This window comes from Bradyrhizobium sp. SZCCHNR1098 (assembly GCF_032489375.1).
GTDB lineage: Bacteria > Pseudomonadota > Alphaproteobacteria > Rhizobiales > Xanthobacteraceae > Bradyrhizobium.
In genome coordinates, this window is record NZ_JAUEXY010000013.1 from 195480 (window position 1) to 208353 (window position 12874).

A 12874-nucleotide genomic window follows, 5' to 3' on the forward strand; every position below is an offset into this window, starting at 1 on the left:
GACGATATCCTACTCCTGGCTGAACCCGGTCTCGTCGATTTCCCGCACCAGCTCCGCCGTCGTCAACGGCAGGTTGCCGACGCGGGAGACCTGGAGGGCGGCCGCCAGCGATCCGAGATAGGAGGCCCGCCAGATATCGGCGCCCGCGCGCAGGCCCATCGAGCAGGCCATGAAGAAGCTATCGCCGGCGCCGGACACGTCCTTCGGCGACGGATTGAACGCCGGCAGCCGGTCCGAGGTGAAGGTGCCATCCGCCAAGGTGTTGATCAGCGCGCCTTCGGCGCCGAGCGTGATCACCAGATTCTTGGTGCGGGCCCGCTCGACCAGCCGCTCGCTGATCACGGCGAGGCCCGAGATGAAGTCGTTCAGCGCGACGCGCGCCTCGCGCTCGGTCGGCGTCAGCAGGGTCATGCCCTTGAAGCGGGAGACGTCGCCGGTCTGCGAGGACACCTGGCTGTCGGCCGCCATCATCACGCCCTGTGCGCGGGCGCGATCCGCGATCGCGTCGACCAGATCCTGCGGGAGGCAGCCATAGTTGAAGCAGGAGAACAGCAGCAGATCGCAGGTCTTCAAGGCACGCTCGACCGATGTCAGCATTTGCCGCTGCAGGTCGGCGTCCGAGGCGTGCTGGCGCAGATGGTTGACCCGCAGCAACGTCTTGTTGAGCGCGCGAAAACGCTGTTTGCGCGTGGTCGGCCGGCTCTGGTCGGTGAAGGCGTTGAAGTTGACGCCATGCTGTTCCAGCGTGTTGCGCGCGAATCGCGCCGCCTCGTCGTCGCCGACGAGCGTGAAGAACTTCACGTCCGCGCCGAGGCCATGGGCATGCGCCGCAACCGCGCCGGCACCGCCGACGAAGGTGCGGGTCATCAGCGGCGTCACCACGATGGTCGGATCCTCCTGGGACATGCCGACCGCATCGCAGGTGACATATTCGTCGACGATCAGGTCGCCGATGACGGCGACCCGCATGCCGGAGAGCTTGCGGAGCAGATCCTTCAGATTCGTGATCTCGAAGCCGTGGCGCTTGGGAAATTCCTGCGGTTTGCGAACCGTGGAGATGTCGATGTTGGCGTCGCGTTCCAGGAGCGACAGCGACGCAAAGCGCAACTCACCGGACGAGAAGATCAGCCGCCCGCCATAGACGTCCACGGCCTCCTGCTCGGGATTGGCGCGATCCTCGAACTCCTTGCCCTTGACGACGACGGTCGGCTTCAGATGCGCGATGAAGTCGGACGCCGACCTATCCAAGCGCACGGCATGGTGCACAAAGGCGATGGAACGCACATTTTCGAGGCGCATGTCCTGCGCCAGGGTCACGCCGGGCGTCGAATCGGGATTGACGCCCACGACCAGCACGTCGGCCTGCTCGGCGGCGAACTTCAAGAGCCGTAGATGTCCGGGGTGCACGACGTTGAAGTTGCCGGACACGAACGCAATCGTCTCCCCGGAGTCACAAGAGGCGCGAACAGTCTGGCAGGCCAGATCCATCTCACTCATATCGATCACCTGATCCAAGGAATTCGCCTCCGGCTCGATCGGGCTGAGGTAGGACATCCGGCCACCGTGTCATTCGCCGGCCGAAGAACTCCGATGCAAAGCGTCGCTGTCGCCCGGCACATCTGCACCGCGAATCCCGTTCCGATCTGCATCTTTCATGCTCGACATTGATTTCGTTGCGAAAAAAACAAGCGCGACCCCGAGATCGGAGCGATGGAGGGGCCGGCGGCCGATCATTTCCAATGGTCTCTTTATCAGGTGTGCGCAGCAGCACAAACAGTCCTGTTAGCTTGCGGTTGTGTGGTCGCGTCGGAATGCGGCTTCCGGAGAGCTCATCGTCCTTCACGGCAATGCTCGGCGCTGTGCAGACGAATCAGGCGAAGGATGGATCCAAGAATGCTCCGGCGAGAGACGGACTGCGTTGCGCTGGTCGGCGGGCCACGCGGAAAAGCCTCGGGGACGCCAGTCTCTCGCAGGACGTCTCAGTGATAGAGGTCGAACTGTTCACCTTGTCCTTTTTCAAGATCGGCCGTCAACGCGCTGCGGTCGATCAGCGGAAACAGCTTGCTGAACTCGGGGCGGTCCAGCAGTGCGAGGTAGGTCTTGAGCATGCCCCGTTCCGAAGGATGCGCGGGATCGAAGAAGTTGCCGGCATCGCGCGATATCTCGGTGCGGCTCATGTCGAAGAACTGAATGCCTAGCTGCGCAAATCTTTCGACGGTCTGTGGACTCCTGATCTCGCGCCAGTGACCAGAATAGCGCCGGTAGGCTTCATCGGTATCGAGGAAGGCGGCCGCGCTTTCCAGAAATGGATATTGGATCGCAACCACCAAGAAGCCTCGTTCGCGAGACAGTCGGGACAAGCGCTCGACCTCGCGGAGCTGCCTTTCGCTGAGGTCGGATGTGCCCCAGAACGACAGGATGTATTGAGCGCCTCGAGACAGTGACTCGGCCGACGTATTTCGATAGGGGGGGGCAACAATGACAGAGCCGTCCTTGCGGAATCCGAACTTCCCGCGAATCGCATCTGGACCCATCAGTTTGTTGTTATCCACAGGCTCGATTTGTGGAATCAGTAGCGCCGACCGTATCGCTTCGATGTTTCCGCCAGTCCGGATCGCGAACTCTACCACGCTGTGCAACTTTCGCCGGTGCGAATCGAGCCCCTGGGCGAAGTCCATCGTGCGTTCCTTCCGCCAGGCGTCGGCGAGGGAATCGTCGAACAGGAAATAATCAAGCGCCACGACGACGACCCGCGGGTTCGCAGCCGTGGTTGCGCGATCGATGAAATCCACGACGTGGGTGAGAGGCCAAGCCGTCAGGCAGGCATTATAAGTGATATAGGGGCGAAACATCTGCTCGCGGGCCTGGCCGCAGCGAGAGCTCCCCACCAGCAAGATCTCAGGGCGAGTGAGCCTGATTCGCTCGAGCTTGTAAGCCGCATAGTCCTTGAATGTTCCGAGCCAGACGAGCCGGTCGCTGCGCGACTGCTCAGCTGCGATTGTCGAAAGAGGAACAGTGGCGCCCAATCGCCAGCCGGCCCATTCCAGCACCGCAAGCAGCGGCACGAACACAGCAGCGAACAGCGTCACGACTATTGCAAGATACCGAATCACCGGTTCGTATCCAATCCGATAGCATCTCCTGCCGCAAAGCTCGGCGATCTTAGATTGCCTGAGCGTCGAGCTAAATGACTCAGAGGCGCTGCAGCAAGGACGTCATATGGTGCTCAGGCTTTCGTTAAGAAGCGAGTGAGCGCCGGATATTTGCGGGGTCGATCCTCGGAAACTCAGCTCGAAAATCCCGATCATTCAGCAGATGCAGCATCGTCCTGGCAGAGCCGGACTCGGCCAAATGGTATGCGTCCACGAAGCTGGCCGTTTCATCCTCCATCGGCAGGCGCGCCAGATCGAAGAAACGGATTCCGATCTCATACAACCAGTCTCGGGTTTGCTCGGCAGCGAACTCTCGCCAAGCCCCGAATCCCATAGGACCGCCCTGTTCACGATCAAGCAGATCAACGCCGGCTCGGATGAACGGCAACTGAACGCCGATGAGTTTTACCTTGCGAGATCTTGCGATTTCGGCAAGTCGTGCAATCGGCTGCTTCAGCCATGATGACACGCCTGCTCCGCGGGGCAGGCTCTCGGCGAGCGTTTCGGCGTTCATATAGCGTGAACGTGCATCGGCAATATGTCCTGGCGAATAGAGGTAGGATCCGTCGCTGCGGAAGCCTTCCTCACGAAAGATGGACTGGGTGCCGACGAAGGCCGTCGGCGCGTTGACGTAGTTCCGGAATGGCGCCGGATGGCGCGCTGCCGTCCGCGCGAAATCCAAAAGGCTCGATCTCAAATAGGTAGGTGCGAGATCATAGTGCATCTTTCGTGGGAGGGCGAACCATTCTTCCCACCGCTCCGCAAACAAGAAATGATCCAGTGAGAGAATGGCGATCCTGGGAGGCGTGTGCCGTGTGGCGCGCTCGAACAGATCGACCATCTGGTCGGTCGTCCAAGCCGTGAACGAGAGATTGTAGAACCGGTACGGAGCAAAATGGGCCGCACGAAACGTACCTGCACGCGACGAACTGATCCAGATGACTTCCGGGCGCTCCTGCTCGAGCCTCGTCAGCTTGAATGCTGCATTGTAGCGTAGATCGAAGGGGAGCACGACCTGCTCTGGGTTATCTCGTTGCGATTCGGCGAGATCCTGCAGCCCTTTTGAGGCTCCGAAAGGCCGAGCGAGTTGAAAAAGAGCTATGGGAAGCAGGTAGCCTGCAAACGCAGAGGTCGCCAGAACCGTCGTGACGTAACGCCGCGTGCGACCTATCGGCCGCGCTGAAGGTTGTGGCTGATCATCCAAGCGGCTGCCGTTTGAACCCATGCCCATCAACACCAGCGCAAAGTACCGCAGTGCATGCGACGTAGCTCAGAACTGAAAATAGAGGAACTGCGAGGTGTCTCCGGCAATGATGTTCATCAGAACTGCCGCCACGAGCGCGATGGAAGTTCCGATTGCCCACGGCAAGGACGGTCGCCACTTCAGGTTCAGAATGCTCCAGGGACGAGGGTTGTGGTAGGTTTCCAGCCCGACCTTCCAACGCTCGAACATTGTGTTCACGTTGGGCAGGGTGAAACAGGCGACATAGCCTGCCAGGATCGCGATCATGACGCGCGGATCGACGAGGTTCGTTGCCGTGATCTTCTCCGGGTTGGACAGGGCGAGCATCCCCTTGATCAGCCTGACCGCGGCATTCGGATTGTCGGCCCGGAAGAAAACCCATGCCAGAACCACGACGAACTGTGTCAACAATAGAGCCGCCACCGCATACCAGGCGGTCGCCGACAGGCGGGTGAGGGCCGGTCGCTGCGCGACGAATTTGCTCCAGCGATGATTGACGATCAGAAACAGCCCGTGCAGGGCGCCCCAGATGATGAAGGTGAAGCCGGCGCCGTGCCAGAGACCGCCGAGCAGCATGGTGGCGAAGAGGTTGGCGTTTCTCCGGTGCTCGCCGTAGCGGTTGCCGCCAAGCGGGATGTAGAGATAGTCGCGCAGGAAGCGCGACAGCGAGATATGCCAACGGCGCCAGAATTCGACGATGCTCAGCGACTTGTAGGGGGAATCGAAGTTGAAGGGCAGCCGGATCCCGAACATGATCGAGATGCCGATCGCCATGTCCGAGTAGCCTGAGAAATCGAAGTAGATCTGCAGCGAGTATGCGAGCGCGCCGCCCCAGGCGTCGATCAGGTGAAGGTGGCTCGAATTGGCGGCCTGGAACACGGGATTCGCGATCAGGCCGAACCCATCCGCGATGAACGACTTCTTGAATAGCCCAATGGTCAGAATCGTGAGGCCGACCGCGACTTTTTCGAGCGAAATCCTTCGGCTCTCCTCCGAGCCGAATTGCGGCATCATCTCGCGGTGATGGAGGATCGGGCCGGCGACCAGATGCGGGAAATACGTGACGAACAGGCCGTATTTTACGAAGCTTCGCTCATCGGAATACCCCCCGTAGACGTCGGCGAGGTAGGCGATCTGGGTGAAGGTAAAAAACGAAATGCCGAGCGGGAGAACGATCGCGAGCGAGGGGTGTTTCGACGCGGTGATCGCATTGAGGATCTGGATGCCGAAATTCGTGTATTTGTAGAACGCGAGCGCAGCCAGGTTGAGCGTGATGGCAGCTGAAAACAGGCCAGTGCGGAGCTTTCCGGTCTGTCCGGCAATCAGCAGACCCATCGTATAATTGAAGACGATGGAGACCAGGATGATCGGGACGAAGTGAATGTCCCAATAGCTGTAGAAGGTGAGCGACGCCGCGGTGAGCCAGCTGAGGCGCACGACGGGGGCGGCGAAAAAGCGAGCCAGCAGAAAATAGCCGACCAGGGTCACCGGCAGGAACAGGAACAGAAACTCAAACTGCGTGAAAAGCATAACAAGTTTCTTGATGTTGCTGCATATTGCGTTGCTTTATCAATGATTGAGGGCGCTGCCAAGTTGGGTGCACCTCTCCCGCTGCGAATTTCGGGGGATGCCGCCTCCTGACGGCAGCGACGTGCGGCCGGCCTCTCGAAAAGGGCGGGCCCTTTTCGATCAATGATTCTTCTGCTATGGCAGCTCGAAAATCTGACCAACGACGCCAATCGACGACGCCATGATGGGGTTTCGCGCAATCACTCTCGCCGATGATCGCAGCGGCGAGGAAACCCTCTATGGGCCATGCAGATGACATCCCGATAGGTCTGCGCTCTCGCGCGCAAAGCAAACTGGGGAGGAGCGGGAAACCCTCTGTTCCACCGGCTGACGTCGTGTCTAGACTCTCGTTGTCGAAGCCGAAAGCAGCTGCCACGACACCCACCGAGACAACCTATCGAGCGGGAATTGCGTCATGTCGACAGTCGGCCGGTCTGCACCGGAAAAGTCAGCTGAACCGGGTGGATTCGGGCGCTATCTCATCGCAGTCGGAATTGTGGGCCTGGCGGCCGCGTTCGCGTTTTCGCTCGGTTTGTCGCTGTTCTCGTCCGACGTGTGGACGTTGCGCGATGGAGTGCTGCAGATTCCGCGCCAAGGCGACACCAACTGGTATCGTGATTTCGGAGGCCGCAGCATTCCGCAGATCCAGGACCAGGATATCTTCTACAGCAACCTCGGAGGATCGGTCGAAGCCGCCAAGCGGGCTGACATTGTCTTTCTTGGTCCGTCCTTCGTCAGCTATGCCGTGGACCGGCAGACGCTCGCGCAATCGCCGGTGCTCGGTCGATTGGGGATCTACAACATGGCCTTCGTGGGCATTCGCGGCGGTGAGTTCTCGCGGCTCGTGATCCAACGTTGGAAAATCCGTCCGCGTCTGTGGATCATCAATGCCGACGATCAGTTCGTGCACTTTTTCAGCAACGATCTCAACGTCACTCTTGGTCCGCAGAAACAGCCCATTGCCGCCGTCCAGCGCAATCGAATGCGGGGGTACCTGACGGTGATCGGCCGCAATTTGCACTGGCGTATCGAGGACTTGGTTGCGGCGTATCAGAATGGCTATTTCTCGCCCACCGGCCTCTATCGCAACATCACTGATGGTGACATGGCGCTGGATGCCAATCCGGGCTACGTCGCCTTGGGCAACAAGCCGATGCTGTCGGCCCGCAATCCTGACTGCCATACGACCCCCGCGATTGTCGACTATGCGAAGAGATTTCTCAATGAGGTGGGCGGACAGGTCGTGCTCACATTGGTCCCGCATAGCCAGTCTTGCGTCCAGCAGGCCGCGGAACTGGCGAAAGAATTGAACATCGAGCTGATCGCGCCGCCATTCGATGGCCTGACGACGATTGACGGCGGCGGCCATTTGGATCGGCAGGGCGCTCAGGTCTTTACGAGCCATCTTGCTCGCGAGATCGTCAAGACGGCGGCCTTCAAACGGGCATTTCCCGACGGCAAATGATTGTGCGGGATTTCAGCAAAAGGCGACGCCGGCGCCATGCCGGTTCGTCCGAGACGTCGACGTCTCCCTGCCATCAGGGGCGATGTGACCAGGTGCGGTTGGATGCCGGAATTTCTGAATTCTCCTCTCTCTTAGGTTTGCTCGCGTTCATCCCCATGTTCGGCTTGGAAAATTCCCGACACCTCTGTTATAGGTGCGATCCAAACGGTTCAATCCCTGGTTGGCATTTGCGGGGCGATGTCTCCTTGGGGGAATCTCGCATTCGACCCGGCGAGCGTGCTGTCCTCATCCCGAGAAGTGATCCCGGGCGCGCAGCGCAGGCGACTTGAACGGCCGGTCGTCCAAGCTCTGCCTTGATCCGAACGCGCGGAATCGGGGATTTCAAGGTTGTGTGGAACTTGGTCGTATGAAACTGCAAAAGCGAAGGCCGATGCGCGGCGGGCGCCGACGGTTTGTCTACCAGGTCTTTGTCATAGTCGGGGCGACCCTCAATCTGCTGCCGCGACGCGTGGTGTTCCTTGGTCTGGTGATCGCCTTCGCCGCGAGACTTCCGCTCAGGCGGCGCCTGGCTCAGGCGTATTTTCCCTATGTGACGTCATATCTTGCAACTCGGCCGGAGTTTCGTTTTTCGACGGCTCTCAGCCGCCATTTTCCCGCTGCCTCGCTTCGAGCCCTGAGCAGCATCGGTGCCTATCGCGAGGCCGCCGGCATGGTCGGCCGCGATGCCTTGGCGTCCGATGACGCGGAGACCAGATACGCGCTGGTTCGATCCTTGTTCGAGCTGGGCGAGTTTTCGGAGGCGCGCGACGCCGCGGCAGGAGCGAAGCCCGAACAGCTCGAGGCGATGGTCGATCTCGCCTTCTACAAGGCCATGGTCGACCTCATCGAAGGGGATGAAGCGGCGGCGCTCGATGCGATGTTCTGGGCGTGTCGGAGCAGCCTGCATTTTTTCCGTCCCCACCAGAACATCGCGGCTCGGAATTCACCGCGTTACTTCCCGAACAGCCTCGATTTCCTCTGCGGGGCTCGCGGCCGGCTGTTCGACCTGTGCAACTTCACGGGCCAGCGCGTGATGCATGTCGGTCGCGGCGAGATTGCAATTCGCTTGTACGAGCGGGCTTTGAACGTGCAGCAGGAACTCCGGGCATCGCCGCCACCGCTTTCTGATGAGTTGAGGCGGCTGCTCGACCGGCTCGGCGTGACCCTGGATGCGCTGCGGCTCGTTCCTGAGGAATGGGCGACGCAGATCGGCCATCTGGGCATGCTCGACATCCTGTTTCGCATGCGAGAGCTGGGCTGGTGGTCAGGCGAAGCCGTGATCGTCGTCCGCCCCGACAGCATCGCCAATGCGGTCTTCTTCAAGCTGTTTGAAAGTTTCGGCAAGGTCGTGGTGATCGGTGAAACCGTATCGGAGCGACTGGGTGAAGAACTGCTGTCCTTGCAGCGCTGGTACGGGTTGAATTTCAACGCGTTCAGGCTGCCGGACGGGCGGGTCGTACCTTGGCAGGACGCCGGTGCGATCGCCATCGAACAATGGGAGCGCGAGGGAAGAGGGCATCCGCTGCGTGACGCCTACGATCGGAGTGCGGCCGCCGCAGCGGCTGGCTTCGACGCGTTCCGTTCCAGCCACGGCATGAAGCCCGACGACTGGTATGTGTGCCTGCACACGCGGGACGCTGCGCACTATTTCGAGTTCATGGGCACAGGGCAGACCCATCGCAATGCGCCGATCGAGACGTCTTTGGACGCCATTCGTCTGATCACCACCCATGGCGGATGGGTCATCAAGCTCGGTGGTCCGAACTCGCCGAGGCTTCCGCCGATGGCTCGCACGATCGATTACGCGCTGAGCGAATTCAGATCGGAGCTGATGGACATCCACCTGATTCGCCATGCCCACGCATTCATTGGGACGACGTCCGGGTTGACGAATGTCGCTGTCAGTTTCGGAATTCCTTGTGCGATCGTGAATGCGATCACGACCGACGCCCAGCTGTGGAACAACAACGTCCGTTTTGCCCTCAAGCCCGTCAGGCTAGCAGACGGCACCGTGCTGACGCAGCATCAACTGACGACGTCGCCCTGGCGCTGGCGCGTGTTCGATGCGGCCGTGCTGGGCCGGAGCGGTGCGCATCCGGAGACCAACTCGGCGGACGACATCCGCCACACGGCCGATGAGGTCCTGGCCATCGCCGACGGTCGGTTGGCTGAATTCGAAGGCGATCACGATGGCGCAGGACTGTTGTCGCGCTGGAGGCGTGCGCTGGGGCTGCCCTATTACTACGGCACCAGCCGTCCGAGCCTCGGTTTCCTGGCCAATCATGAGACGGAGTTGCTGCGCGACGCCGTCGAGGGCCACTGAGCCATGCAGATGGGGGACGGGGTGGCGGAGATGGCACCATGTGCGGCATAGCCGGCCTGCTTCGCCCCGGCGGAGCCGACGAGGCCCAACTGACCGGAATCATTGATCGCATGACGACGGCGCTGGCGCATCGGGGGCCAGATGCGTCCGGCAGTTGGATCAGCGCTGCGAGGGGCCTCGCCTTCGGACATCGCCGTCTGGCGATCCTCGATCTCTCCGAGGCCGGGGCGCAGCCGATGCACAGTGCCTGCGGGCGCTACACCGTCACCTTCAACGGCGAGATCTACAACCATCTCGATGTCCGTGCCGAGCTGGAGGCCGGTGGCGACGCGCCGAATTGGCGCGGTCATTCCGATACCGAAACGCTGCTCGCCGCGATCAGCCGATGGGGCGTTCGACCGACGCTTCAGCGCCTGATCGGCATGTTCGTCTTCGGGCTGTGGGACGCCGAGACTCGGCAATTGATCCTGGCACGCGACCGCTTCGGCGAAAAGCCGCTGTTCTACGGCTGGAGCAACGCTGATCTGGTGTTCGGCTCCGAGCTCAAGGCGCTGGCGGCGCATCCCTCCTGGGCGCCGTCGCTCGACCGAGCGGCGCTCACGGCGTTCATGCGCTATTCCTACGTGCCGGCGCCCGCCACGATCTGGACCGGCATACGCAAGCTACCCCCGGCGTCGTTCGTGAGCTTCCCCGCGGATGCGGCTCCCGGCGGCTGGCCGCTGCCGCAACCCTATTGGTCGCTGCGCGATCGTGTCGCCGCCGCTCAGGACGATCGCATTGCCGACGAGGGCGAGGCGGTCGAACGGCTGGAGCAGCTGCTGTCGGTGGCCGTGAAGCGACAGTGCTTGTCGGACGTGCCGCTCGGCGCGTTCCTGTCCGGCGGCGTCGATTCGTCGACGATTGTCGCCCTGATGCAGGCGCAGGCGGGCCAGCCTGTGCGCACCTTCAGCATCGGCTTCGCCGAAGGCGGCTACAACGAGGCCGAGGACGCGCGCAACGTCGCGCAGCATCTCGGCACCGATCACACCGAGCTCTATGTCGATGCGCGTACCGCGATGGACGTGGTGCCCAAGCTGCCGCGGATCTATGACGAGCCGTTCGCCGATTCCTCGCAGATCCCGACGCATCTGGTCGCGCAGCTCGCGCGCCGGCATGTGACCGTCGCATTGTCAGGTGACGCGGGCGACGAGCTGTTCGGCGGCTACAACAGGCATGTCTGGGGCGGCGCGCTGCAGGCGCGCCTTGGTCGCGTGCCGATGCCGCTGCGGCGTGCGATTGGTGCCGTTCTCGGTGCGATCGCCCCAGAGCCGGCCGATACGGTTCTCAGGGCGCTGCAGCCGGTGTTGCCGGCCCAATTGAAGGTTCGGCATGCCGGCGATCAGGTGGCCAAGCTCGGCCGCGTCATTGCTGCCGACGGCTTTGATGGCCTCTACCGGGCGCTGTGCTCGATCGATCAGGATCCGGCCGGGACGGTGGTGGGCGGCACGGAGCAGGAAAGTTGGGCAGGGAACGAGATGCGGCAGCTTGCGGCACAGCTCGACCCGCTCGACCGCATGACCCTGGCGGACTCCCTCAGCTATCTCAGCGACGACATCCTGCAGAAGGTGGATCGCGCGGCGATGGCGGTGGCGTTGGAGACGCGCGTGCCGTTCCTCGACAAGGACGTCGTCGAGTTTTCAGCCAAGGTTCCTTCCGGCATGAAGGTGCGGGACGGCCGCGGCAAATGGCTGGTACGACAGGTGCTGTATCGCCACGTGCCGGCTGAGATGATCGATCGGCCGAAGACGGGCTTCAGCATTCCGCTCGACGCGTGGCTGCGTGGGCCGTTGAAATCATGGGCCTCGGACCTGCTGTCGCCGGAGCGGCTGAGGCGGCAGGGTCTGTTCGATTCGGTGCGGGTGACGCGCATGTTCGACGAGCATCTCAGCCGCCGCCACAATCATTCCTACTGGCTTTGGAACGTGCTGATGGCGCAGGCTTGGCACGACGAATGGGCGCGCGCCGCTTAGAGCATGATCCGGGAAAGTGGAAACCGGTTTTCCGAAAAGATCATGCTCAAACAAAGAGATGAGATCATGATGCGATTCCGTGGAATCGCATCATGATCCAGGTCAGTCTTCGACCGTCGCGGGAACGGCGAGGCGGCCAGCGCCCTTTTCGGCGCTGAGAATCCACACGAGGCCGCCCATGCCGCCGACGATGAAGTAGACCGCGCCGAACAGGATCGAGACCACGGTGCCGTCGGCCGGCGCAAGCCCGGCATAGCCGAATGCGACCATCATCGTCGCCTCGCGGACGCCCCAGCCAGCGATCGAGATCGGCAGCATCGTGATCAGCATGATTGGCGGGGTCAGCAGGAATAGCTGTTCGAATGCGGCTGGCGCCGCGATGGAGCGCACCGCGCACCAGGCGATGACGACGGCGAGCACGTGAATCGACAGCGACAACACGGCGATCTTCGCAGCCGTGGTCCGGCCGAAGATCACCCTGTTCGCGATCACCGAGCAGGCATAGACGTGGCGCGTCGGCCACCACGCCTTCATCCACGCCGCCGGCAGATGGCCGATGGTGAGGAAGCCGACGCCGGCCGCCAGTGCGGCGGCGTCGACCAGCACCAGGGCCAGGCGGCCGTGCTGGTCGGCGATCATGCCATAGCTCCACGGCAGGCTCGCGACGATGATCAGCGCCAGCGCGATGAAGCCGACGGCGCGGTCGGTCAGGATCGAGTAGCTGGCTGCGCGCCAGCCGGCGCCGGTGCGCCCGATCAGCCACAGCCGCACGGCGTCGCCGCCGATCGAGGACGGCAGGGTCTGATTGAAGAAGGCGCCGATCATGTTGTAGCGGAACGCCTGCATGTCCGTCAGCGGCGCGCCGCACAGCGCGGAGATCTCGCGCCACCGTAGGGCGCCGATGAAGATCTGCACCAGCGTGATGGCCACCGCCAGCCCGATCCAGCCGACGTTGATCTGACTGAGCCGCTCGCGGATCGCCGCAAAGTTGATCCCGCGCAGAGCGAGATACAGCAGAGCCAGCGACACCACGATCCGGAGGAGAAGAATCAAAAACGCACGCATGCCAGGCTG

General features: G+C 62.0%; 8 protein-coding genes. 3 read left to right on the top strand and 5 right to left on the bottom strand.

Going from position 1 to position 12874, the window contains the following annotated elements; translation table 11 throughout:
• Positions 1 to 9 precede the first annotated feature (9 nt).
• From QX135_RS25730 to QX135_RS25745, 4 genes are all read right to left on the bottom strand, one after another.
• A complete protein-coding gene (locus QX135_RS25730; protein WP_409998910.1) occupies positions 10 to 1497 on the bottom strand; it encodes a PfkB family carbohydrate kinase in 1488 nt (495 codons plus the stop codon).
• 482 nt (positions 1498 to 1979) lie between these two features.
• Complete coding sequence (locus QX135_RS25735; RefSeq protein ID WP_315782710.1) at positions 1980 to 3089, bottom strand: hypothetical protein; 1110 nt, start codon at positions 3087 to 3089, stop codon at positions 1980 to 1982.
• A 148-nt stretch (positions 3090 to 3237) separates the two neighbouring features.
• Positions 3238 to 4377 (bottom strand): hydrolase, encoded by a 1140-nt coding sequence (locus tag QX135_RS25740; protein ID WP_316180372.1) that lies wholly within the window; start codon positions 4375 to 4377, stop codon positions 3238 to 3240.
• A 45-nt stretch (positions 4378 to 4422) separates the two neighbouring features.
• Positions 4423 to 5925 (bottom strand): MBOAT family protein, encoded by a 1503-nt coding sequence (locus QX135_RS25745; RefSeq protein ID WP_315738893.1) that lies wholly within the window; start codon positions 5923 to 5925, stop codon positions 4423 to 4425.
• Positions 5926 to 6379: 454 nt separating this feature from the next.
• Between QX135_RS25745 and QX135_RS25750 the strand changes: the two genes are divergently transcribed.
• From QX135_RS25750 to asnB, 3 genes are all read left to right on the top strand, one after another.
• Entirely contained in the window at positions 6380 to 7429 is a 1050-nt protein-coding gene (locus QX135_RS25750) for a hypothetical protein (protein ID WP_315777126.1), read from the top strand.
• Between the two features lie 406 nt (positions 7430 to 7835).
• Positions 7836 to 9791, top strand: coding sequence for a TIGR04372 family glycosyltransferase (locus QX135_RS25755; RefSeq protein ID WP_316234360.1), 1956 nt, complete (start codon positions 7836 to 7838; stop codon positions 9789 to 9791).
• Between the two features lie 38 nt (positions 9792 to 9829).
• A complete protein-coding gene (asnB, locus tag QX135_RS25760) occupies positions 9830 to 11800 on the top strand; it encodes an asparagine synthase (glutamine-hydrolyzing) (RefSeq protein ID WP_316234361.1) in 1971 nt (656 codons plus the stop codon).
• A gap of 102 nt (positions 11801 to 11902) precedes the next feature.
• Here the strand turns inward: asnB and QX135_RS25765 are convergent, their stop codons facing one another.
• Positions 11903 to 12865, bottom strand: a complete 963-nt coding sequence (locus QX135_RS25765; protein ID WP_316234362.1) for a lysylphosphatidylglycerol synthase transmembrane domain-containing protein — start codon at positions 12863 to 12865, stop codon at positions 11903 to 11905.
• Between the last annotated feature and the right edge of the window lie 9 nt (positions 12866 to 12874).